Origin of the sequence: Pseudoalteromonas phenolica (assembly GCF_005886345.1) — a bacterium.
Classification (GTDB): Bacteria; Pseudomonadota; Gammaproteobacteria; order Enterobacterales; family Alteromonadaceae; genus Pseudoalteromonas; species Pseudoalteromonas phenolica_A.
Genome location: NZ_PNEC01000007.1, coordinates 1 through 24,702, shown reverse-complemented (window position 1 = coordinate 24,702; position 24,702 = coordinate 1). Strand labels below are relative to the sequence as shown.

Below are 24,702 nucleotides of genomic sequence, written 5' to 3'. Positions count from 1 at the left end.
TATTGTTATGTTACCTGAACTATGAGTTAATAAATTTATCTCCAGCGGCTACTTTCAATGCTAACGGCGCTGAATTCACTTGCAATAGACCAGCTATTGACGCATCAATTAGCCTTGCCCTCATGGTTGAAGGTACCTTGGCGATAGCTGGGCGCGTGAGCTTTGTTATCCCTAAAAGCCTCTAGCTGCAGACTTAAAAACATATCAAACTAGTATCAATATGTTAGTTAATCTCTTAATCAAAATTCAGGTTATTGGAATTGTTTTAAGAAAGCGTTGTATTGACTGTAGTCTCCAATATTGTCAGCAACCCAGTCCTGATTGTGGTAGGTATTTAAATACCGCTCGCCACTGTCACATAGCAAAGTAACAATCGCACCAGATTGTCCTTGCTGCTGCATTTCTAATACCTTATTTAATACACCAAACATATTGGTGCCTGATGATGGCCCTACACGCTTGCCTAATTTACTACTGAGCCAATGCATAGTCGCAATACTGGCGGCATCGGGCACTTTTTGCATCTCGTCTACCACCCCTGCAATAAAAGACGGTTCAACACGTGGCCTGCCAATACCTTCGATACGGCTACCTCGGTCAAGTGTCAAAGCTGTATTACGGGTTTTAAAATAGTCGTAAAAAACTGAATACTCTGGATCAACCACCAGCAAACCGGTATCGTATTTTTGAAATCTTAAATACCGCCCTAAAGTCGCTGAAGTGCCCCCAGTCCCGGGACTCATCACTATCCAACTAGGAATAGGATAAGGTTCATCTTGCATTTGTTTAAATATACTTTCAGCAATATTGTTATTACCACGCCAGTCTGTGGCACGCTCTGCATAGGTAAATTGATCCATATAGTGACCATTTAATTCATCAGCTAGGCGCTGAGATTCACTATAAATTTGATCAGTTTGTTCAACTAAGTGGCAGCGTCCACCATAAAACTCAATCTGTTTGATTTTTTCTTGCGCCGTTGACTTTGGCACGACTGCAATAAAATCAAGACCTAGTAATTTAGCAAAGTAGGCCTCTGAAACAGCCGTGCTTCCAGATGATGATTCTATAATTGTGGTGTTTTCAGTGATGTGGCCATTACATAAGGCATACAAAAAAAGTGAACGGGCAAGTCGGTGTTTCAAAGAGCCAGTTGGGTGAGTACTTTCATCTTTAAGATAAAGCAATATATCTGGGTGAGACTTTAAGTCTAAACGAATTAAATGAGTATCAGCAGAACGAGTGTAGTCTGCTTCAATGGTTTTTATTGCCCAATTAACCCAAGTTCTATGCATGAGAGTTCCCTTATTCAGTGCATTCATTGGGGACTAATATCACACAATAATAGTGCTTTAGCAAAGCACTATTATTGTAAAATTCAATATAAATACCTTTTATTGCTCTTCTAGTAACCTCCTAGTTGGTGTCTTTAACTGCCTTAACGACATCACAATACCAGTAAAAACAATGGCTGCAGCCATTAGTAAAGCTTGCGTTAACACCGCCATAAAGTTTGCTTGGTAAGGCATGGCTAATTCATATTTATAAAAGCTAGCAATAGAGAAATAGACACACAAAGTGGCAACCAATGCAGGCAACAGGGTAATAATTGCCCATTCATAAAATATCAGTAACTTTTGCTTGGTTTTATCAATACCAAATACAGTCAATAAACCATTGCGGGCTTTATCTTGCTTTTGGTGCACCGAAATTGCAGCTGCTAAAAGTAAGTTAGTAAGAAGTGCAATGAATACACTGTAGATCACCACTATCATGATTAAAAAGTTCATATAGAAACGTATATCAGCCAATATGGTATCTACCGACATCATGCGCATACTAGGATGTGCTTGCCAAACTTGGCCAAGGTTTGCCAGGGCTTCATCGCTCAGTTGTGCGTCTCCCATATAAAATGTTTCAACATCTTCCACCGCATCATTACTATGTCTTACAAACCAGAACGTCGTGTTACTGCCGCCCGAAACAAAGTCATGTTTAGAAGCAACAAGCAACTCCACAGACTGCTCACCCATGCGCATTTGCAATACATCACCCAATTTAAATTGCATGTCTTCAAACACTTCACTTTCGATAGAAACCGGCCACTGATTTGCTTTAAGAACTTGGTCACTTTGCCAACTGCCCAATACAACTTTATTATTGCTTGGCACTTTCGCTTGCCAGTGCAGGCGAATGGGTCGCTCTAAACGCGCTGATGACTCACTGGGTTGCAGCCCAGTCTCGTTAAGCTTGACTTGATTGATATGGGTTAGCTGTGCGTATTGAAATGGCGCAATATGGTTAATTTGACCTTGGTATTGGGTTAAAAACTGCGCTAACGCCTGTTGCTCAGTCTTCGTTACTTGGCTTATCACCACATTACCTTGGCCTTTAAAGGTAAGTTGCTCAAGTATATTGGTGACATCTTGCGTGATCCGCAGTGATAATAGCAGCAAGGTCAGACTCAAACCTAAGGCAATGATCTGCGCCCCTTTTACATATATACGTTGTTGCATAAGGTATAGTGCAAAACCAAATAGCTGAGCGCGCTTTGATAGCCCCCATTTGCCCAAGCCAAGTACACACCAAGTAAACAAAACTAAACCGAATAGGCAAGCCGACAGTGTGCCGACGACCATGACGGTTAAAGTCCAATTATCTGAGTACCATACAATCAGTGCAATAATAGCGACGAGGGGCATCATAATCGTGAGCCATTGCTTACGCTCTGGAGCTTGATAACTCATCAATAAGCGCTTAACTGGTGTGGTTAATACTGAATACCAAGCAGGCAAAGTGAGTGCAATATAAAGACTGAGTGCTATAGCTATCACCTCTAACAGCGCCGTCCACTGCCAATCAAGCGCAATCACAATTTGGTAGTTTTCTAACCATTGCACCGCAAAATAAGTGGTCGCTGTAGCCAATAAAACACTTGGCACTAAAGTAATAACGGTCGTAAATAAACCCCCAAAAATAACCAACCATTTACTGGCCTGTTTTGCTAAACCATTGGCCATACAAATAGCGCTAAAGGTTTGTAATGGCTTAATGACGTTTTGATTGCTTAGAGCCAAAATGATACTCGCCAAAATCACCAACAACACAGACACTAAGCCCATAAACTTTTCGACTCGCTGCCAGCTTTTAGCTAAAGGGTGATTACCTAATGTTTGATTGATGAGCGTCGCGCCATCAATGTCATCGCTGGCCGAAACTAGACTTTGTAATTGTGTTTCATCATGTGCCATTAAGTATCGATAAGATTTCGCTTCAAGTGTATCGGCTTCTATTAACTTTTTAAGTGAGGCTAAATGCACCATGGCACGCATATCACTGTTATGCCCCTCACTTAACCTGTCAGGCTCTGAGATCAAATAATGAGTGAATCTAAAGGTTTGCCCCGCGACTTTAATTTCATCATTGATCTTAAGTGACAAGGCAGCGGCTAAACGTGGTTCTAACCAAATCTCACCTTGGCTTGGCCCTTTTATATACTCTGTTGTAGTGAGCCCTTGAGCCTCAGTTACGCCTAGCGAACCAAGTACAGGATAATTATCGTCAACGGCTTTTAATCTCACTAATTGGGCCAAATGTTTATCTGCGACTTGATGCGTCAGCGTGACATTAAAGGTCTGGGTTTCGCTAAGCTCATGACTATGTTGAATAAACGCCGAACGCTGAGCTTGGTTTAAAGGTTGAAAGGTTTGTACCACCGAGTCAGCACCTAACAATTGCTGCAAGTTTTGCTTTAAATACCCTTGTACACCATTGCCAAGCAGTGTGGTGAAGCTCAGATAGAAGAATAAGATGAAGAGTGTGAGTAACTGAACTAGATTGACGCGTGAGCGGGTTTGCTGCCAATGAAATTGCCAAGACAGTGCCCATAATGACTTGATGGAATAGCCATTGGCTGACACTGGCGTGCGTTTATCTATGAGATTTGAAAGTGCATTTACGAGCATAACTGCAACCTCCCATGCTCTAGTTTATAAACTGTGTCGAGCTGTTCAGCTAAGGCTTGATTATGAGTAATTAGCACTAAAGTCGCATTGGTTTCGCGACAACATTTCAACATTAATTGACTGATATGCTCAGCGGTTTGCTCATCAAGATTACCCGTTGGTTCATCAGCAAAAATAAGCGCAGGCTCAGAGACAAAAGCCCGCGCGATGGCAACACGCTGCTGTTCACCACCACTTAGCTTACTGACCGAAAAGTCAGCACGTTCAGTAAGGCCGACTTTAGATAACCAATTGCGTGCTTTTTCAAATGCCTGTTTATCACCTTTTAATTTCAATGGCAGTGCCACATTATTCAATGCATCTAACTCGGGAATTAAATGGAATTGCTGAAACACAAAGCCACTATGCTGATTTATCTCGCCCGAATTAAGTGCTACCTGCTGTTTGATAAAAGCCAATTCACCACTTTGCAGCGGCTCAAGACCTGCCAGAATACTCAACAAAGTCGTTTTACCACTGCCTGACGCGCCCACGATGGCAACTTGTTCAGTTGCTTTAATTTGCAATGATGCGTTTTCAAGTAATGCTAAGTTTAAGTCCTTATTAACAGGAATATGGTGTGTCAGGTTCGTTAAATTGATTGCGATGCCCATAGTGAACTCCGTTTATTTTTATGTCTGGGCTTAGTATTTATGATTGGCTGTGAAAGGAATGTGAAGAAACATTTTCACATCTTTGCTTACAATTTTGATTAACAAGAATGCGCAGATTACTTTTCATATTCGTTGTTTTAAATTAAGTTACCTATTCAGAAACAAGGATTTGGATGTTTAAAGTATGTTTATAAAAATAAAATCAAATAAAAAATCTTGGCTATTAGGCACCGCTTTATTCGCTGTAATAGGGTTTTCAGGTTTTAAAGCCTATCAATATAACAAATACTACACGTCGGACTTTGAAGACCGCGTGATAGAGTCTCAGGTGCTCAATGAATCTCGAAAAATATTTATCCGCTTGCCCGAAAATTATTCTGCCGATAAACAATATCCCCTCATTATTCGCTCAGACGGCAACTTTAACCTAGCCCGTTGGGACGCTGTTCTCGACGAGTTTGCCGAGCAAAAAACTTATCCCGAAGCAATTTTGGTGTCTATTCCGAATCAGTTTTGGACCAATACCCGCAACCGAGATTTAGTGCCGCCTTATGCGCGTCGTGATGTAAATATCGAGCCCCGCCCTGCAAACGATAACGACCCTGAGATATTTGGCAAAGCAGACTTGTTCTTGTCATTCATAGAGACCGAAGTACTGCCTTATATGTATAAACACTATTCTCTCAGTGGCGAGCGCATTTTAAGTGGTTACTCTGCTGGTGGTAGTTTTGTGATTTATACCATGGTCACCAAACCTGACTTATTTAACGGTTACTTTGCTTTTAGCCCCGCTGCTTGGTATGACGATTCAGTGGTAGTTGAGCAATTTCGACAAGACATTAAGCAACTGGCTGGGAAGCCTAAACTCTTTTATTTAAGCCTAGGGGCTGAAGAACCCAGCATCATCACAGGATCTTTTAATGGCTTAATTGAAGTCTTAGAGCAAGGTGCGCCTGAAAACCTTACTTGGCAGTACAGCTTTAGCCAAGGTGCAGGCCATGGCGAGAACCCGGTGGTATCGGTGCCAAAAGCGCTTACAGCCTACCAAGCTTTCAGAGCTAAACATTTATAAGCCGTTGATTTACTATATAGGAGCAAGTATGTACGCCGTCATTTTTAAAGCCATCGCCAATAAACAAGACTCAGACTATTCGAAAATGGTCAAAGTAATGCGAGAACTTGCTTTTGAAAAATACAACTGCCAAGACTTTTTAGCAGTGCAAGAGGGTGAGCAAGAAGTCGCGATTTCTTATTGGCTTGACGAAGATGACATAAAACGCTGGCACCAAGACAGCCAACATTCCGTTGCACAACAGTTAGGTCGTGATAAATGGTATAAATCTTATATAGTCGAGGTTGTTGAAATTAAAAGACGTTATAGTTTTAGCTGATAGCCGCCCAAAATGCAGCTATCAGCATACTCACTACAATTTACACTATCATTAATTGGTTGCCGCTTTTATGGCGGCGTCGCCTAAGATCTGTGTTGAATCAAGTATAGCCATATGAGTAAGCGCTTCATCAATAATAAGGGGTAATTCTGTACACCCTAGAATAACCGAATCTAGGCCTTGCTGAGCATATTTACTGAGTAAACCTTGCATTGCCTGTTTTGCGTTTTCACTTACCACGCCAGAAACAAGTTCATCAACAATCATCGAATGCACCAGCACTTGCTCTTCATCAGTTGGTATAACAATTTCAGCCGCTAAATGTTCAAAGGCATTTGGATAAAAAGCACTGTTGAATGTGAATTGAGTGCCCAATAGTAATATTTTCTTGTATTGTTTTTGCTCTGCAACTTTAGCCACTTCATCTGCAATATTCAGCCATGGGATATTAATTTTTTCACATACTTGCTCATAAACTTCGTGGGGCGTGTTTGAAGGGCAAATCACCAGTTGTGCACCAGTAGCCTCTAATTTATTGATTGAACGCACCAATAAATCTTGCCACTTTTTCAGACGCTCAGGCCCAAAATTCACATGCTCAGAAAATGAAAAGCCATGAATCGATATTTCTGGATGGGTGTGCTTGCCAAACACTTGCTCTGATGCAGAACATATATATTTATATGTTATTGCTGCGCCTTCAGCGGTCACTGCTGCAATCCCTATGTGTTTCAAAATATTGTCCTTTTTATTATTAGATGTCTCATGCAGTCTACATGAAAAGGTTACTAACTCGCCATATTAGGTACGTACTTTTTAAATATCACTCAGCAAACAGGCTTTGTGGTATTTCCAGCCTTGATGTAAATACACGCCTTTATCGACTAAGTAATCAGCTTGCGCTTGAGTCTCAACGCCTTCTGCCACCACATCAATTTTAAACGTTTTTGCAAGCTCAATTAGGGCATCTAACATAGTCGCAAGTTGAGATTCGGTGCCAATGGCCGCCACATAACTTTGATCAATTTTTATGATATCTAATGGCAACGACTTTAAATACTGTAAGCCCGCATAACCTGTACCAAAATCGTCAATCGCCAGCAATATGCCCTGTGCTTTAAAGTCATTAATCGCTTGAATGACATGCTGGTTATCTAGTTCAACTAATTCATTTTCGGTGAGCTCTAAAACCAAAACAGGAATTAACTGGTTCAGTTTTAATATTAGCGTCTTAAAATGTGCATCTTTTAGATGCTCACCAGTAATATTGATATTTACCTTTTCTATATTGAGTTGTTTCGTCAGAATGTCAGCATCTTGAATTAAAGAGTGAATGATTTTGTAAGTCATCTCTTTAAGCAAATCACTGGCCTCAATATCTGCGAGAAAAAAGTTAGGTGTAAGCATTCCCTCAACAGGGTCGTTTAAGCGCACTAAGGTTTCAGCGCTGGCGAAACGCTTGCTCTTCGTGTCCCAAATTAATTGATAAAAGTTAGTTATTTGGCCTTGAGAAATCGCATCTTTTAAGTGACTTTTTCGACTCTGATAGTATTTTTGGTAACTTCTTGCCAGTAAAAATAATAAAACAAAGGTGATGGTATAAATCAGTAAGCTAGATAAAGACGGTATATAAACATGTCTATATAGTTTCTCTTCATCAATTGCCATAATCAAAGACAAGCTCGGCAAATCAGCCAATGGCTCAGCAACAAGAAGGTGTGCTTCACCATCATCAAAAGTGCTACCTTTTAACATTAATGGCATTGATATGGGAAACAATGGCTCTGTTATTGGTAAACTATATTGCCCAATTTTGGAGATAGGCACCCCTGAGTGTGAATCAGCGATCACGATATAATTGTATGGTCGATCGAGATCTTCTAATTGGTGGTGCAAAATTGATTGGGGTAACAAGGCATTAATTTCATAGCCATCGCTGCGCGTTTTAGCGATAACGAGTGCAGATTCTCCCACAAAACTGGTATGTATAGGGCCAAAAAACCTCAGCTCTGAGGTCTTGGGAGGTTTAGGCCCTGCAGTTCTGATTGGCTGCTCTAATTTTTTCCAACTAGTACAAACCAGTTCACCCTCTGGATTCATAATGCCCATTTCAGCTATGTTGGGGATCTTAAAATGGGCTTTTCTAAGCTCAAGAAGCGTTTGCTCAGTACATTGAGCATCTAAATTGTCGTGCGTAACGAAAAAATCTTTTAGCTGCTCTATTTGCTGATTTAGCTCTCTGTTCAGCCAGTTGAAATCAGATCTCACTTGCGCAACTGCTGTCAGCTTTTTACTCGAAATTTCACGTGGATATAGAATAGCAATTACAGCAAGCATCCCTGCCAGTGCAATACTTAATGCTTTAAATTTATGACTGAAAAATAGCACTTTACTCAACCCAATCAGCATTTTCGTAGTGGTGCTTACGTTTTATTGCTAATTCCAAACCAAAGATAATTCAGCTTTGCAGAGTAAAATAGTTTTATGTCAGTTATATTACATATAGGTACAAGATACCTAAGTGTCTATAAAATGAGTGTCATAAAGCATGAATGTGGATCAACCCCGTAATTGCCAAAAGGTCCACATGGCTCAAAGCCATTTTGACTATATAATTTGCGAGCAGGGGCAAAGAAATCCATAGTGCCAGTTTCTAAACTCAAACGCTTTACGCCGTTGAGTTTGGCATACTGAACAACATGCTCAAGCAATTGACGACCGACTCCTGTACCTCGGGCTTTATTGCTAGTTCGCATTGATTTTATTTCACAATGATAGGGTGATAAATATTTAATCGCGACACACCCAACGGCTTCATCACCGCGCCACGCGCTCCAGAATTTTATCGTCTCACTCTGCAAAGCATTAATATTAAGAGTATGAACGCACTCTTCTGGTGAGGCTGCATACATATCAATGATATGCTCTTTTAGAAGCTTGATAACTTGCCGTTCTTCCAGCCCCCCTATGCGTATTTGAGATGGTAAAAAATGCAGAGAAGCTGTGTTTTGGTAACATAATGCCGCTGTCATAATAAAGTCACTTATAAAATAATCCGCCTTCTTTTAAAGCAACTCTCAGACCATGTTTTTAGCTCTGATTTTATTGAGAAAAATTCACCGCTATTTTTATATTGCACCAACTTAGTATTATTAACTGACAATAACAGTGCATCTGCTCTCAAAACCTTCATATTTGCAGTTTTCGACTCATCTAATTCTTTTGCTTTCGCTTGCAGTTAGCCTTTAAGTTGTCACACATATTTATAAGGAATCTATTATGAAAAAGTCAGCGCTCTGCCTTGCAGCCGTATTTTCAATTTTTATGCTTGGCTGCCAAACAATAAAAACCTCGAATCTCAATGAAACACAATGGCATTACGCTACCGATCCGCATGGTAGCCAAGTTATATTTAACGGACCTTTGGTTAACGAGGAGCGTGTAGAAATTGCATTTAAGCGAGTACCTAGAGTCGATAAGTTAAATAACTCTTGGGTGGAGCTGATTTATGACCTACCAAACAAGCAACTGCCTGAGCAAGCTCGTATTACCCTCACCTATCAAAGTGATAAAGACTTGGTCATTAAGTTATCGCAAAAAGAGTATGGCGGTGAGGGTGATAAAACCTATGCGCATTACCAAACCATTCTGCCGGCAGCCAATACTTGGACAACCAAAACAGTTTCTTTAAATGATTTCCAGCGACCTAGTTGGACACCAGCTTCATCAAAAGATAAAGGTATTATTACCAATCATGTATCGGCTCTGTATTTTGTGCCTAGTTTAACTGATGCTGAAGGGGGCGAGGCATTTATTAAAATTCAATCGCTTCAAGTTCGCTAATAATTTAACTTGCTCTTTAAAACCCTGAGTGTACTTATCATTCAGGAGAAAACCCGCGACTTCCACATTGTATTCAAAATTTCATGCTACTTTGAATGAAAACGTGAACTAGGAAGAACACAGTGCAAGAACAAAGTCGTTATTTAAGCCAAGGAGCTTGGGTCCTCGTTTGCTCAATTGTTTTGGGTTATGCCGCTGATTATGCGTTTAACCTGACGCTAAGCCAGCATTTAGCAGCACACCAATATGGTGATTATAAAGTCGCATACACCCTCACAACTTTAGCATCTGTACTGGTACTATTGGGTGGAGATAGACTCGCCCCGCGTATTCTGTCTAAATATATTGCCGACAAAGATAACTCCGCGGTGTCATGTTATCTGGCAAGCTATATTAAACGTGCCTTAATACTGTCAATTTTAATCATTTTCTTAGTATGGCTATTAAGCTACTTGCATGTCATTCACTTTGATGCAGAAGACCATCATGCTCTTGCCATCATGATTGTGGCTGTGCCCATCATTGCGCTAGGAGCTTTGTTAAGCCGTACCTTGCAAAGTGCGAGGCTACTGGCTTTTTCAAACTTACCTTGGCGCGTTGTATTACCAGTCCTTAAAACCGGTGCTGTACTGATTTTGGCCCAGCTTTACATAGACATGAGTGTTGAGCTTATTATTGTGACCGGGATCATCATTGTCACAGTAATTGTTGTCTGGCAAATTTGGCTACTGTTTCAAAAAAACATCGTAACTTTGACGCCCGTTGAGAGTGATGCTTCACAGCATGCTTTTTTTAAACAATCTATTCCTATGATGCTAGCCATGTTAGTCACTTTGATGCTCAATCAAGCAGATATTTTAATGTTGGAATGGCTTGCTTATGAACACAGTGTTGGCCACTTTGCAGCAGCAAATACCTTAGTGCATATAATTCCGGTTGCGCAAGTCACTATCGCAAGTTTGTTCTCACCCTTACTTGGTAAATATTTAGAGAGTAATTACCTTCAAGCACTCACTTTATTCAAACAGGCTAGACTAATAACCTTGATCATTACCGCTTTAGTGGGGCTTGGGCTTTGGCTATTTTCAAGTACCTTACTGTCACTATTTGGTAAAGGCTATTTAGATGCACAAACGACAATGATGATTTTAATTCCTGCATATGCGCTCAATGCATTTGCTGCACTAACCGCTACTTGGTTGCAATATTCAGGACACGGCAAACAAATTGTACATTTTGGATTATTGGCTTTGTGCATCAATGTAATTGCCAATTTACTACTCATCCCTAAGTTTGGCCTAACGGGTGCAGCCTTAGCCACGGCACTCTCTCTCACGTCGTGGAGTGCTGCTGTGTTAATACACTATCGCTCAACAAAGCAGAAAATTAAAAATGCTGCACATGCATAGTTTTGAGTAAGCAAGTTCACTGCAAAATATAAACGCGCCACAATAGCGCGTTTATATTGAATCAAAAGTTTGTTGTGTTTACTTTGAGCTCTGTTGAATAACATCATCAAGCACTGACCATCGGGTTTCTTTTTGCTGTGTTCCAAGCCCTAAGATCCAATAGTTATATGCATCTTCAATACTGCCATTGGTTTGTTGGATAGCCAACCAAGCATCAACATAACTCAGTAAATCAAGGTTTCGTTTAGCCACTGCAAATCCTATCGGATACTTAGGCATGCCACCTTCCGGTACTACAACACCAAATTCAGGGTAAAACATACTCCAGGCAAAGCCTGCTTCAGCGCTAATCACTAAACCATCAAATTGTTCAGGCGACTTAAAGTAGTCTTGTAAATTTGATAGTTGCTTAAAGTGAATACGCGCATTGCGCTCATGAACGCGCTTTAATAATGGCGCGTACTCCATATGGGCAAAATTTAACGTATCGACACCGCGGATCAACTCCACTGTTTTGAATCTAGAAAGCTCATAGTCTTTCGCCAAAATAGCCAGTTGTAACTCTAAAACCTTTTGGCTAAACCTCACTTTAGTTAAATCTGCCACGTTTATTTCTAACCCCGACATGGCGATATCAAAGTAGCCTTTGTTCAAATATTCATTGAGCTGGTGCTTTTGAAAAGGAATAAACTCCACTTCAACATTTAAATCATGCGCCAACTTATGCGCTAAGCTAATATCGAAACCTACTAGCTCATCTTTTTGATTAAAATAACTAAAAGGCACGTTATCCACCACGTAACCCACCCTCAGTAGATTGCGTTTTTTGATCACATCGATATTCGTTAAAGACAATTCACCACTTTGATAGGCTTGTGGTACATGACTCAAGACATGACCTGGGACTTGATCTGACACCACCATGTTATCAATCACGTCATTCGCCGCTTTACTACCTGATGCTAAATGACTATTTAAGGTAAAACTTGCGACCATAAAAGCAGGCAATAATGCGCAGGGTAAAATCACATAATATGCCGATCTTAAGCGTTTAAAATGCAACTGCTTACGGCAATAAAATATGCTCAATAGTACAAAGGCAAAGATATACACCACCGTTGTCGGGGAGACGACTTTAGCACTGAGTACCGACATTGAAAGATAGAGTTGGTAACTGTCAGCGGGGATCCGCAAGCTGTCTAATAAAAACGGGATCGCAATGTGTACGTTTGCAAAATAGCTCAACATAGCCGAGAGCGTCACATTGGGAATATCGCTAAAACTAACGGGATTGCCCGTTAACCAAGCCGCGAACATAACAAATATCAGGGTCGTTAATTTACCTAAACTCGGGAAAGTATATGCAATTGGTACCAAAACCTCGGCAATATGATCTGACTGTTCATCATTGCGGCCAATTTTACGCATGTGTGCTTTAATCCCTTCGGTGATCACTGGCAGCACAATAAATACATTCCCTGTACTAAAAGCTGTTATCCAGGCATTGCGCATCACATAAATTAAGTCTCTGTATTTTATTGGCGTTGCAGCCGCCACTAACATTGGCAATAACACCAGCATTAAATATAAGCCTAAGCACAGTACCAACACCCAATACACTTGCAAGTTATGTAATTGCTCAACGCTTAATGTTCCTGCTGTACTGGCAGTCATTGCAAAAATACCGATAGGGAAAATAGCGATGATTTTTTTAGAGATCACGGTTAGCCCTTGACCTACAACTTCAAGAAAGTCTAAGACTTGGCTTTTTCGTTTGTTAGCAATCAGTGACATACCTAAAGCAATACAGAAAATCACAATAGCCGGTACATTACCTTCAGCTAAGGAGGCAAAAGGGTTATCTGGAATATACTGTGCGACAAAGTCAATCGATGTCGCCGGAGAGATCAGAGCAGGAGAGAAAAACGTACCTGCATCGTGCTTTGGTAAAGTTAAGGTAAAGCACCATATAGCGGCTAGACCAACAATCCATAAAGTCACCATCACAGTCGCCGCTTTTACTAAAATGCTTTTTACTTGTTCAGGATTAAATTTGCCAAGGCCTACTATCAGGCTCACAACAATGTAAGGAAATATGGTTATTTGCATCAACTTCACGAAGCCGGTACCAATGGGTTGCAAAAATGCCACCCGCTCACCAAATATCAAACCGGTTGCGACCCCCAGCAATAATGCCCATAACATCCAATTTCGATTGCCTAAAAATGCCAATATGGATTTCACGCTATCACTCACACCTTATTTTTATCTATTAATCATAGTCGTTGTTGAAAAAGTGCGGGGATTATAAAACCTTAACCTGACCTGTATCTGAATATCCCGATAAAAAGCCGACATAAACTCTGTCCTTACCCAACAACTCTGTGTGCACTCAGTTATTTGATGCTTTCGGTCACTCATTACAAGCCAAGTTGAATCCTCAAAAAGCTAATACTTTTGTATATACACCAACATAATATTAAAAAATTTCATCTGCAATGCTTTTTATTTCAATAAACGCAACAACCTTGCTGATTAACGAAATAACAGAACCGATTCATTTAAAATCATACACTTAAAAACAAACCCAATTTAGACTCAGGAAACCTTGCAGCCGTCTATATTTCTAAATCGAAGGAAGTTTAAAAACTTAATATTAAAACATTATTAACATTAAATTTACCTATTGAGTTTTCTAAGCTAGTTTTATCGCCGGTACTTAGTACCAATAAAAATACAAAGTTGAAGGAAACTATAAAATGAAATTAAAAATGTTACTGCCAATTCTTGGCGTTGCTTCTGCCTCTGCATTGGCTCAAGCACCATTAACCGAAGCGCAAATGATGAAATACACTTCAAAAGCGCAAAAAACCACAATTGGTAAAGCCTCTAAACTGAATTTGCCGCTTAGCAGTCAGTTTGCAACGGCGAGCATGAACGGTCAGTCTGTGATCACACAAACTGTTTCGCATCCCAATGCAAGCTATATCAAACTCCACTTCAAAAATATCAAACTGCAAAATGGTGGTAAGTTGGTGGTTCGCTCAGAAGATGGCAGCGAGCGCTATGAATACACAGAATTTAATATGAATGCAGCGACGACTGCGCAAGGTGATGATGGCGTGTCTTCTTTCTACGCTATGTCTGTCTCTGCGGACAAAGTCGTTGTTGAATATACGCCTGGAAACAATGTGGGTAATACGCTTTTGGCACAGAGTGAAATGAATACATTAAATGCTGAGATAGACAGCTACTATCATGGCACTGAAAATGAACTCGTTCAGCCAGCTGAGACTGACACGGGCATATACTCAACCTGTGGTGCAATGGAGCGAAAAGATGTGCAATGCTGGGCGAATTCAAACCCAACTGAGTTTGAGCGCTCTCGCCCTGTAGCTCGACTGCTTATGAACGGCGCAGGCTTATGTACAGGTTGGCGTGTAGGTAGTGACAACCGCATGTTCACCAACAACCACTGTGTAGAGTCAAGTGCAGAGCTTGCCAACACAGAAGTTTGGTTCAATTATCAGCATACTTCATGTAATGGTTCAACATTAGATACCGTTGTAAAAGTAACAGGTAAAGATCTACTTAAAACTGACTACACGCTAGACTACACGCTATTTACTATCAATGATTTCGCGAAAGCGGCACCATTTGGCTACTTTGGTCTTGATGTGCGTGATGCTACACAGGGCGAGCGAATTTACATCCCTCAACATGGTTCAGGTAACCCTAAAGAGTTATCAATTGAGTCAGATCGTGATGCGACAGGCTTATGTTCAGTCAATGATGCAAACGCAACGGGTCGTGGAACGGGCACAGATTTAGGTTACTACTGTGACACCATTGGTGGTTCGTCAGGTTCTCCTGTTTTAGCAGCTCAAACAAATAAAGTAATTGCCCTTCACCATTTAGGTGGCTGTACCAACAAAGGCGCTAAAATCAGCCTGATCTGGCCGCAAGTATCGAGTCACTTCAATGGCCAAATCCCGAATGGCGATAATGGTACTGGCCCTGTTGATCCGGTCGATCCACCAAGCAATGAACTTCAAGATGGTGTTGCAGTATCAATCTCTGGCGCGACTAATTCAGAGCAATTCTTTACTTTTGATGTACCAGCAAACAAAGCAGAAGTATCGTTCAACATGACTGGTGGCTCTGGTGATGCTGATTTATACATCCAACAAGGTACTAAACCTTCGAAGTCGTCTTATAGCTGTCGTCCATACAAAAATGGTAACGAAGAAACGTGTACTGTAAATAACCCAACTGCGGGTACTTGGCATGTGATGGTTCATGGCTATCAGGCTTTCTCTGGCGTATCTTTAAAAGCTCAGACTGCTGATGGCACAAGTTGTGGTGATAGCTGTTTGCAAAATGGCGTGCCTAAAACCAACCTGTCTGGCGCTTCTAACTCTCAAGTAGTTTACACCATTGATGTTCCTGCGGGCGTAACGCTTAATGTAAATACCTCAGGTGGCACAGGTGATGCAGACCTGTATGTTAGAAAAGGTCAAGCACCGACAACTTCGACCTATGACTGTCGCCCTTACCGTTACGGAAATACCGAAAGTTGTAGCTTAAATTCGGGTACCGGAGGCACCTACTACATTATGTTACGTGGTTACAACACTTATAGCGGTTTAACGCTGACTGCCAGCCACTAATTTCTGAAGAAGTTCATTTTCTTACTAAAAAGCCTCAGTCATGACTGAGGCTTTATTATTTATGACTGGAGCATAACTAGCTATGTATTGTTCTACATAGCCACTATCAGTACATACTTCAGTCCCCAAAATCTCCAGCGTGACCAGGGAACACCACTGGGCTTTCAAACCCATCTTTGCTAACACTGGCAACACCAAAGAAGTAGTTATCAATCACCACATTTCTAAGCGTATAGCTGTCGACTTTGCCGACAAACTTACTGTATTGCCACTGCGGTGCGTCTGTCAGTCGCCAATAGATTTTATAACCCGCCAGCTGTGGGTTTTCTTTTTTGTCTGCAAGTTGCCACGACAGTGTAGTGTCTGGTGAAACTGCCCCCTTGATACTCACTTGTGCTGGTGGCGTCGGTGCCCATGCCATACCAGCAAGTGAAACGGCGTTAAGCGCTGTCAACTTGGCTGCATAGTCAAAGTTTACGCCATCAATGGTGTCACCATAAACAATGCCGTTTTCGGTGCGTAAATCTTGATGTTGTCGGTTATAGTTTTCGTTGGTTTCCATGATGCGCACCCCTGGAAAGCCCAAATCATTAAATGGCCGATGATGTCCGCCACGGCGGAATCTATCTAAACGATACACCACCATGGTATCTAGGTTTGGAATATAACGGTCGGCCATCCAATCTATGTATCGAGCCAAATTGCGACTTGGCGAGTCAACTTCACCACCACGAAAACGTCGGTTGCGAATGTCGTCTTCACTTTCTGTTTGTCGTGTGCCCTCGGCAAATATACGTGCGGTGGTGTTATTAATTACCCCATTCACACCTTCGATATTGCCGATCATGTCATTATTCAGCACCGCTTTTAATCGCCAGCCATCAGCTTTTGCTCGTTTAGCCAAAATCTTACCACCAAACAAGCCTTGCTCTTCGCCTGCCAGTGCAGCATACACTATACTGCCATTAAATCTATATTTACTCAGTACGCGAGCCGCTTCTAACGTGCCTGCCAAACCCGATGCATTATCATTTGCACCGGGTGCATCATCAGTAAAATTCATCACATCTGTTATGCGAGAATCAATGTCACCCGACATCATCACGTATCGATTGGGATCGGTGTGTCCGCGCTGTACAGCGATAACACTCACCACCTCAGTTGGGTTAGGTATGCGCTTTTCACCACTGATAATCTCTGACTGGTAATACACTTCTAAACAGCCACCACAGGCTTTGGAAATGGCCTCAAATTCAGCCTTAATCCAGCGCCTTGCTGCACCAATACCTCGAGTGTCTGACTCGGTCTCTGATAAGGTATGTCGCGTGCCAAAACTGACTAGTTTTTTGATATCTTTTTCAATATTGGCAGCCGATACAGCTTGATTAATATCATGGAGTTTTTGTTGATCTATATATTCTATTTGATTTGTTGCACTCACCTTAGCGGTGAGCAAACCCAATATTGATGACAAAATAATGAATGTGGGAGTTTTCATACCTATCTACCCTTTGTTCTTATTATAACCTTTAACTTAAGTCTTACAGGCAAGACGCACAAGTTAAGCCATCGTGTGATACGGTGACTTCACCTCACAAGTTTTTATTACGCTCGCTTTTTCTGAAAAGCTTTTAAAACCACAACAAAAAACAATACTAAATACCCATTTAGATTAAGAATAAGAGACAAAAGTTGCGATTCAATACTTAAAAATGCGAACATAATATTCAAATAAAAAGTTTAACTTATGCACTCTCATAGCAAGGACTCTAAACATAATGGCTAAATCTGTCGTTAAACCAAGCTCGTATTTTTTGACTGCGTTTTGTTTCTTGGCATTATTAGTAAGTAATATCATTGAAGATAACCTATATAGTTCGTTGATATTGTCTGCACTGTTTTTTTTGTTTCTTTGTTTAGGTATAAACAAACGTTTTAAAATTCTCACGTTAAAAGATAAAAGGTATTAGGCTCGTTCAAAGAGCGTATATATCTCTAATCACTTTCATGCTTTTGATGTCATCACCTTTTCAGGTCAACAATGAAATACTCAAATCTACTAATCTATTTATTTATCTTTTTACTCAGCGCATGTAGTGACGCCCCCAAACTTTCCGCTTTGCAACAACACGATGTTATTTTGGCTTTTGGTGATAGTCTGACTCAAGGGGTTGGAGCTAGCAAAGAACATAGCTATCCAAGTGTACTGAGTTCAATATCGGGCATTGAAGTGATCAACGCTGGGATCTCAGGAGAAACCACCCAAGAAGGATTGCAACGTCTTTCAAAAGTCATTGAGCAACATAACCCAACTATTATGATTTTATTAGAAGGCGGGAATGACGTTTTGCAAAACAAAAATCCAAAAGATATCCAATTCAATCTAGATGAAATGATCACAATCGCTAAAAGTTATGGTGTTCAAGTTGTGCTCATTGGTGTACCCGAAAAAAACCTATTTTCGACATCAGCACCTTTCTATAAAGAACTTGCTGATAAACATCAGCTGGTGTTCGCGCCGTCAATTGTCAGCAAGTTAATGAAAACACCTGAAATGAAATCAGATTATGTTCACTTTAATCAAGCTGGTTATACAGCAATGGCTGTATCGATACATCAGTTGTTAAAAGATAATGGTGCACTTTAATCGCAGTCATATTTTAGAGATGGACAGGGAATAACTCTCAACGTAGTATTAATTTTGTTCACGTTAATCATGGTTATAAAAAGTGATACATCGTGAAAGGAATAACACTGAAAATAAAGGATTATAAAATGAAAAAAATGATCACATCTATTCTAATGACTGCTGCTATATTCACTTTCAGCACTGAAACTGACGCAAGAGGCAGTGGTCCAAATGACTTTCGTTACTACCATTACCAATGTTTAGATAGTAATAACAAACAATTATGGTTTGAAATTTCTTCAACTTATAACTTTTCGTTAGCTGCTCGATGTTCATTTGATGGTGGAACTTTAAGAGTCACTAAAGTTTTTTGGTAAATTCAAAAGTAACCTGAGAAACTTTGGCTATTTGTGTAGCCATTTTAGTTTCAAATAAAAAGGAAGCTCGCGCTTCCTTTAATGGTTGGATTTGGTGTTATATCTAGCTTTTTTGTGCTGCGATCCAAGTGTCTACATCGCGTTCAACAATCGCAAGCGGGCGTGCGCCTTTTAACAAAATTAAGTCATGAAATGCTTTAATATCAAAGTTATCGCCCAGCTCAGTTTTAGCCTTATCACGCAGCTCAACTAACTTGATCATACCCAGCTTATAACCCAGAGCTTGACCTGGCCACGCAATATAACGGTCTATTGCAGACACTACGTCACTCATCGCAGAACCTGTAGCTTCAGCAAAATATTCAATCGCTTGTTGTCGTGTCCATTGCTTATGGTGTAAACCAGTATCAACCACTAAACGCGCTGCACGGTAGGCTTCTGCTTGTAGTCGACCTAAGTCACCAAATGGATCGTTTTCATACATCCCCATTTCATAAGCCACGAGCTCAGAGTACAACGCCCAGCCTTCGATAAAGCCATTGAATGATGCATTTTGACGCATTAACCCTATGTCGGTTTGTAGCATATTTAATGCAATTTGGAAGTGATGGCCCGGTACCGCTTCATGGTAAGTCAGTGTTTTTAGACCAAAGCTTGGAACAGCATTCATGTCTTTTAAATTAATCGCAAAAATACCCGGACGACTGCCATCCAGTGATGGCGCATTGTAGTAACCACCTGGTGCACCCGCTTCTACAGCTTTAGGAATACGTTTTACTTCAACCGCTTGAGGTGGCAATGAAGAGAATAGGCTGAGTGCTTTATCTTCAATGGTTTTGATTTCACCGCGTAAAAATGCCAGTAACTCTTCCCGTCCTTCATCGCTATCAGCAAATAAAAAGCGTGCTTCTTCGCTAAGCTTTTGCATGCGCTCACCAACCGAGCCCTGTGTATAGCCGTTGGCTTTTAAGATTGCATCCATTTGCTCTGAAATACGTTTAACTTCTGCCACACCCACATTATGAATTTCTTCAGCCGTCATGGTTGAGTCAGCCAAATACGTGATTTCATGTTGGTAAAACGCTTCACCATTAGGTTGTGCCCAGATACCAACTTTCGTTGGTGCTTGAGCTTCAAGGGCTTGCATATCTTGGCTTACTTTAGCAAAGGCTGGATAAACCTCTGACTCAACAATTTTCGCCGCTTTTTTTACCAAAACCGTTTTGGTTTTTTCATCCAACGTAGCAACTGACGCCAACTTTTCAGCAAAGCTTGTAACCAATGGGTGGGCTGCTGCTTTCAGTGCTGTAAAGTTATTTAAATAGCCCAATGTATTTGGAAAAAGTGGCTTAGGTAAAATAATGCCTTTACTGGCATCATCGGCGACTTTACTGCGAACTTGCTCTGTTAAGGTTGCAAATGCCGATAAACGCTTTAAATAATCCGTTGCATCTTTTTCTGTGGCAACACTATGCTGATCTTTTAACACATTCGGAATATCAATTAATGGCCCTGATATTTGGTTAACCACATAAGGTAAATGACCACCCCATGTATCGATGTAGCCACCACTAAACTGTCTATCACCGGCGTAATAACGGGCAATCACTTCATTGACCGCCACATGAAGACGGTCTTTTTCTGACAAGTTTTTACTTTGCAGTACTTTTAATTGCTCGGCCGCTTCATGCATATCAATTTGTAAAGCTTGCATGCCTGCCAATGAATAGTTTGGCAAACGGTTGGCATACTCGCCGTATTCGCTACTTTGCAGTTTCAATGACGTCGCTAAAGCAGGTTGGTGAGTTATAAAAGTGCGAGTGTAAGTATTAATCGTGTTGTCTATTTCTGCACGGTTAAGCTGTGTATTTTGCGCTGTGTCTGATGTTGTTTGTTGCTTTAATTGCTGTGCATTCTCAGTTGAGCAGCCTGCTAATACTGCACATACGGCCAGTGCAGTTAGGGTGTGTTTAATCATGTTGGGCTCCAAGGTAGTCACAGGCCAAGCGCTGTCACTTTTTATTATTTTGCAAAACGCAATTACATTTTGCACATTGTATGCAATCATTAAAAATATACCAGCCTTTAAGATGAATTATTAACGAAATAATTCACTTTTTTGCCTTAGGTGCAAAATTAATAAAACCCGTTAAAATACGTGTTCTTGCTCTAATATGTCGTGCACAATGAATAGACGTAAAAAAATCTACGAAAAGCTAAAAAAGAAAGATAAAAAAGCGAACGAAAAATTGCATAAAAGCAATAAGCCAAAGTATATTTCTAAAGCCGAACGTGCCAAGTTAGAGGCCGAACAACAAGTACAACAAGATGGCTCAACAGAAGTTTGCGATTAACGACCACTTGTCATTAATCGGTGTGAATTAAGCACACATACATACAGCTTTTAAGGATGAATAGCACTATGAAATGGATAAGATCTTTTCCTTTATTTTTATTACTTACTTACCTGTTATTATCCGGGTGTAACACCACACTGGGTTTAAAAAAACAGCAAGATAACTTGCGCATTCCAAGTTGGTTTATTAATCCGGTAAATAAAGAGATAATAGGCTTTATCGGTGCTGCCGCAAAATATGACAGCCAAGGGAAGATTAATATCGCAGGCAGCAGAAAAGCGGCTTTAGCTCTGTTATTAACACACCATCAATTGGCTTTTTCAGGTTTTGACCACGCGCAACTACAAAGCAGTGCTAAGCTCGTTTTATCGCAAACCCATACAGTCCGCTTTTTACCTGAGTTTAATCACCAAGGGGTTATTTATAGCTATGCCACCTTGGAGCAAAACCCTTTTTCTCTCAGTCAGCAACAAACCTTAGCGCACCTCTCACGTTGCCAGTTTACGCAATGTAGCCCGAGTTGGTTGTGCGATGAAAAAAGTAATACCATCACTGGCGTGAGTTTTTTCACCAGTTCACCCTCTCAGCAACTATCTAAAGCACAGCAAAATGCTAACTTAATTGCCAATTTGTTATATCAAAGCCAAGTTAATGCCACTGAATATTTGAGCCAGTCTGGTCATGAAAAGCTAGCAATTCAGAGTGCAAGCTTTTCTCAATCAAGTCAGGTATCCGCTAAAACTACTCGCACGAATCAGTTACTGTTAAAGAATGTGTGTGAATATAACAGTACCTTGATTGGTAATTTTGTGCTGCCAGAGCCTGCCATCAAACTGGCAAGAGATTGGCAATCTCAGTCAATGTATCAAGATCGTAGTTTGATCCAAGGTCGTTTTGGTTATGGCGGGCAAATGTCCCCAGACCTGTTACTTAGCTCAGCCATTGAGCTGGCGATTAAAGATGCTTTGATTGAATTAGCCAAAATAAAAGGCATCGAAATAGAACAAGCCAGCTCCCTGACTTTCAATAACGGCTACTACTTTATTTCTCACAGCAAAATGACCGTTGATGAACAAGTCTCTGGTCAGTTGCTTGATATAAAGTTGTCTTATCAACAAGACCGTCCAATCGTTAATGTTTGGTTGCTCGAAACCAAGCATCCACTTTAACGCCCGCCGTTCATGTAACCAAAATAAGTTACACTTGAGAAAGTAACCAAATTAAGTTACTTTTATTCGTGTTAATTATTTTGGTTACTTACTATGCAAACTCCGTACGAGATATACCAAGGTGTGATCACAGCCGATATTGTCAATTCACAAGGCTTATCTGAAGCAGACTATCAAGATTTAATGAAAGTCCTAGCTGAACACCTGACTCAATTAAGTGAAGAGATCGGGGCTGTTTTTCATATTTTTCGAGGCGATAGCTTTCAAATCGTTTTTAAGCAACAAAATACACTGTTTTTACATGCTATAAAGCTACGTTTGTTTTTCTTACGACAAGGGCTAGACGTGAAGCTCAGTCTTGCCTGTGGCGATATTAAAGTCACAGCAAACGACTTAGCAACCGCAACGGGCGAAGCGTTAATCAGCGCGGGTCGTGGGTTGGACACGATTAAAAATGAACGTTTGTTATATAACGGTATAGCCAACGAGTGTTTTTTACTAAATATTAAATTTATAGACCTACTACTGAGCAAACTAAGCATTAAGCAAGCACACGCTTTACTACTTTATCTGCAACAAAATAGGCCCGAACATGCTCAACTTGCCACACAATTACAAACAAGTAGAGCCAATGTAACCAAGTTACTCAACTTGGCCCATTACACCTTAATTGATGCGTTCATTGTATTGAGCGAAACACAACTTTTCAGCAAGGAGATGTAATATGACTGAATGGCAAACTCTTTTATTATGGCTGGTCATTGGTCATGTTATCGCCGACTTTTATCTGCAACCCATGAGCTGGGTGCACGACAGAAATAATCGACACTTTAAATCGACCAAAGTCGTTTGGCACAGTTTAGTTCATGGCGTACTCGGTTTTATCGCACTAGCAGCGTGGCAACACAACTATGACTTTGAGATCAGTAGTGCAGCCTTTGGTTATGCGACGCTTATTACTATCAGCCACTACATAATAGATATTGCAAAGTCTTATTCGAGTAAAGGTGTAGTGCCATTCTTAGTCGATCAAGCAGCCCACCTCTTGGTAATTTTATGTATCACCTTAAACCTCAGTAACCCTTTCTCGCTCAGCGAACAGTTACTGCTTTTTATCACTACACCTACCAACTTAATCATAGGCTTAGGCTACTTACTGGTACTCACACCAGCTTCAATTATGATCCGCATGTTGTTAGAGCGTTGGGCATATATGGGTAATGAGCAAGAGAGTTTACCTCAAGCGGGCAACCTCATCGGCCAACTAGAACGGGTACTATTATTAACCTGTATCTTAATCGACAGCTGGGCTGCTGTTGGCTTTATTTTAGCAGCCAAATCTGTATTTCGTTTTGGCGATTTAACCGCAAGCAAAGACCGAAAGCTCACTGAATATGTGATGCTGGGCACGCTTGTGAGTATTTTAGTGACACTCAGCGTTGCAGGTTTAATCAAGAGTCTAATATCGTAACCCTCTTATGAAAATGCAGAGTAAGACTTAATAACAAGCTTGAAAGCTATGCCTATATTAAAAAACTTATTGCGTTGGCAGAGAGGTCGACAAAATACTGGGTACGATAAAATGTTGCTTTGCGGCGCAATATGGCCGATAAAGTTTGATCTTTATTTACTCAAGTTTCCACAAGGAAGTGAGATACCTCCGCACAAAGATAAAATAGTTGCAGGCCAACATTATCGTTTAAATATAATTCTTAAACATGCCCAAAATGGCGGTGAGTTTATATGTAAGGACCCCATATTTGAAAGCCGCCGCATTAAGCTTTTTCGACCAGATATATCCGAACACCAAGTATCAACAGTATTGAAAGGCAACCGCTATTTACTTAGCTTAGGCTGGGTTAAGAATAAATAACTAAATGATAAATACCCCAAACAAGTCGTTCTTTCGATCTGCTCTGATGACTCCCTAAGTGATCAACAAAAACTAAAACCCTTAGAAATTAATGTGATTAAAAATAATTGTATACAATATATATTATTCATGTTAAAAATCTGTCCCTCTTATTAAATCGAACAATTTTGCAACAACAACAAAAAAAGAGGTCAAAATGTCTAAGAAGAAGTTGCTGTCTTTATGCATCGCACTCGCACTTACCGGCTGTAACGCAAGTGATGAAAAAGAGCCAGAAACCCAAATCGTCGAAGAGCAAAGTGATTCAAGCGCTGATGAATCAAGCGCTGATGAATCAAGCGCTGATGATTCAGGCTCTGACGATTC

At 40.6% G+C, this 24,702-nt stretch carries 21 protein-coding genes; 12 read left to right on the top strand and 9 right to left on the bottom strand.

The window, feature by feature from the left end; genetic code table 11:
• Positions 1-251: 251 nt before the first annotated feature.
• The 3 genes from CWB72_RS03545 to CWB72_RS03535 all read right to left on the bottom strand — a co-directional run bounded on the left by CWB72_RS03545 (position 252) and on the right by CWB72_RS03535 (position 4,618).
• On the bottom strand, positions 252-1,295 hold the full coding sequence (locus tag CWB72_RS03545; RefSeq protein ID WP_138566715.1) for a PLP-dependent cysteine synthase family protein: 1,044 nt from the start codon (positions 1,293-1,295) through the stop codon (positions 252-254).
• A 99-nt stretch (positions 1,296-1,394) separates the two neighbouring features.
• The gene (locus CWB72_RS03540; protein ID WP_138629298.1) at positions 1,395-3,965 is read right to left on the bottom strand and encodes an ABC transporter permease; all 2,571 of its coding nucleotides are present in this window, start codon (positions 3,963-3,965) and stop codon (positions 1,395-1,397) included.
• The gene (locus CWB72_RS03535; RefSeq protein ID WP_138629296.1) at positions 3,956-4,618 is read right to left on the bottom strand and encodes an ABC transporter ATP-binding protein; all 663 of its coding nucleotides are present in this window, start codon (positions 4,616-4,618) and stop codon (positions 3,956-3,958) included. Before CWB72_RS03535 ends, CWB72_RS03540 begins: the two co-directional genes overlap by 10 nt.
• A 184-nt stretch (positions 4,619-4,802) precedes the next feature.
• On the opposite strand from CWB72_RS03535, the gene CWB72_RS03530 reads away from it, so the two are divergent.
• Positions 4,803-5,690: an alpha/beta hydrolase gene (locus CWB72_RS03530; RefSeq protein WP_138629294.1), complete on the top strand. Its 888-nt coding sequence runs from the start codon at positions 4,803-4,805 to the stop codon at positions 5,688-5,690.
• 28 nt (positions 5,691-5,718) lie between these two features.
• On the top strand, positions 5,719-6,009 hold the full coding sequence (locus CWB72_RS03525; RefSeq protein WP_138629291.1) for an antibiotic biosynthesis monooxygenase family protein: 291 nt from the start codon (positions 5,719-5,721) through the stop codon (positions 6,007-6,009).
• 51 nt (positions 6,010-6,060) lie between these two features.
• On the opposite strand, the gene CWB72_RS03520 is transcribed toward CWB72_RS03525, so the two are convergent.
• The 3 genes from CWB72_RS03520 to CWB72_RS03510 all read right to left on the bottom strand — a co-directional run bounded on the left by CWB72_RS03520 (position 6,061) and on the right by CWB72_RS03510 (position 9,041).
• On the bottom strand, positions 6,061-6,744 hold the full coding sequence (locus CWB72_RS03520; RefSeq protein WP_171037212.1) for an aspartate/glutamate racemase family protein: 684 nt from the start codon (positions 6,742-6,744) through the stop codon (positions 6,061-6,063).
• 81 nt (positions 6,745-6,825) lie between these two features.
• A complete protein-coding gene (locus CWB72_RS03515; RefSeq protein ID WP_212747872.1) occupies positions 6,826-8,397 on the bottom strand; it encodes an EAL domain-containing protein in 1,572 nt (523 codons plus the stop codon).
• A 137-nt stretch (positions 8,398-8,534) separates the two neighbouring features.
• Complete coding sequence (locus tag CWB72_RS03510) at positions 8,535-9,041, bottom strand: GNAT family N-acetyltransferase (protein WP_138629285.1); 507 nt, start codon at positions 9,039-9,041, stop codon at positions 8,535-8,537.
• Between the two features lie 247 nt (positions 9,042-9,288).
• Here CWB72_RS03510 and CWB72_RS03505 point away from each other — a divergent pair, with 247 nt between their 5' ends.
• Both CWB72_RS03505 and CWB72_RS03500 read left to right on the top strand, forming a co-directional pair.
• Positions 9,289-9,852 (top strand): carbohydrate binding domain-containing protein, encoded by a 564-nt coding sequence (locus CWB72_RS03505; RefSeq protein WP_138629283.1) that lies wholly within the window; start codon positions 9,289-9,291, stop codon positions 9,850-9,852.
• A 122-nt stretch (positions 9,853-9,974) separates the two neighbouring features.
• Positions 9,975-11,261 (top strand): oligosaccharide flippase family protein, encoded by a 1,287-nt coding sequence (locus tag CWB72_RS03500; protein WP_138566707.1) that lies wholly within the window; start codon positions 9,975-9,977, stop codon positions 11,259-11,261.
• Positions 11,262-11,339: 78 nt separating this feature from the next.
• Here CWB72_RS03500 and CWB72_RS03495 read toward each other — a convergent pair whose 3' ends face one another.
• Positions 11,340-13,466, bottom strand: a complete 2,127-nt coding sequence (locus CWB72_RS03495; protein WP_171037218.1) for a cation:dicarboxylate symporter family transporter — start codon at positions 13,464-13,466, stop codon at positions 11,340-11,342.
• A gap of 554 nt (positions 13,467-14,020) precedes the next feature.
• On the opposite strand from CWB72_RS03495, the gene CWB72_RS03490 reads away from it, so the two are divergent.
• Complete coding sequence (locus CWB72_RS03490; RefSeq protein WP_138566705.1) at positions 14,021-15,931, top strand: serine protease; 1,911 nt, start codon at positions 14,021-14,023, stop codon at positions 15,929-15,931.
• Between the two features lie 118 nt (positions 15,932-16,049).
• Here the strand turns inward: CWB72_RS03490 and CWB72_RS03485 are convergent, their stop codons facing one another.
• Positions 16,050-17,429: a M28 family metallopeptidase gene (locus CWB72_RS03485; protein WP_138629281.1), complete on the bottom strand. Its 1,380-nt coding sequence runs from the start codon at positions 17,427-17,429 to the stop codon at positions 16,050-16,052.
• Between the two features lie 543 nt (positions 17,430-17,972).
• On the opposite strand from CWB72_RS03485, the gene CWB72_RS03480 reads away from it, so the two are divergent.
• Positions 17,973-18,578 (top strand): GDSL-type esterase/lipase family protein, encoded by a 606-nt coding sequence (locus tag CWB72_RS03480; protein WP_138629279.1) that lies wholly within the window; start codon positions 17,973-17,975, stop codon positions 18,576-18,578.
• A 128-nt stretch (positions 18,579-18,706) separates the two neighbouring features.
• The gene (locus CWB72_RS03475) at positions 18,707-18,937 is read left to right on the top strand and encodes a hypothetical protein (protein WP_138629277.1); all 231 of its coding nucleotides are present in this window, start codon (positions 18,707-18,709) and stop codon (positions 18,935-18,937) included.
• A gap of 103 nt (positions 18,938-19,040) precedes the next feature.
• On the opposite strand, the gene CWB72_RS03470 is transcribed toward CWB72_RS03475, so the two are convergent.
• Complete coding sequence (locus CWB72_RS03470; RefSeq protein ID WP_138629275.1) at positions 19,041-20,915, bottom strand: DUF885 domain-containing protein; 1,875 nt, start codon at positions 20,913-20,915, stop codon at positions 19,041-19,043.
• 208 nt (positions 20,916-21,123) lie between these two features.
• Between CWB72_RS03470 and CWB72_RS03465 the strand changes: the two genes are divergently transcribed.
• The 5 genes from CWB72_RS03465 to CWB72_RS03445 all read left to right on the top strand — a co-directional run bounded on the left by CWB72_RS03465 (position 21,124) and on the right by CWB72_RS03445 (position 24,336).
• Entirely contained in the window at positions 21,124-21,291 is a 168-nt protein-coding gene (locus tag CWB72_RS03465) for a DUF2986 domain-containing protein (protein ID WP_130256047.1), read from the top strand.
• 68 nt (positions 21,292-21,359) lie between these two features.
• Complete coding sequence (locus CWB72_RS03460) at positions 21,360-22,463, top strand: hypothetical protein (RefSeq protein WP_138629273.1); 1,104 nt, start codon at positions 21,360-21,362, stop codon at positions 22,461-22,463.
• Between the two features lie 93 nt (positions 22,464-22,556).
• On the top strand, positions 22,557-23,186 hold the full coding sequence (locus CWB72_RS03455; protein ID WP_138629271.1) for a hypothetical protein: 630 nt from the start codon (positions 22,557-22,559) through the stop codon (positions 23,184-23,186).
• Position 23,187: 1 nt separating this feature from the next.
• Positions 23,188-23,934, top strand: coding sequence for a DUF3307 domain-containing protein (locus CWB72_RS03450; protein WP_138629269.1), 747 nt, complete (start codon positions 23,188-23,190; stop codon positions 23,932-23,934).
• Between the two features lie 48 nt (positions 23,935-23,982).
• Positions 23,983-24,336, top strand: coding sequence for a 2OG-Fe(II) oxygenase (locus CWB72_RS03445; protein ID WP_130256043.1), 354 nt, complete (start codon positions 23,983-23,985; stop codon positions 24,334-24,336).
• Positions 24,337-24,702 lie beyond the last annotated feature (366 nt).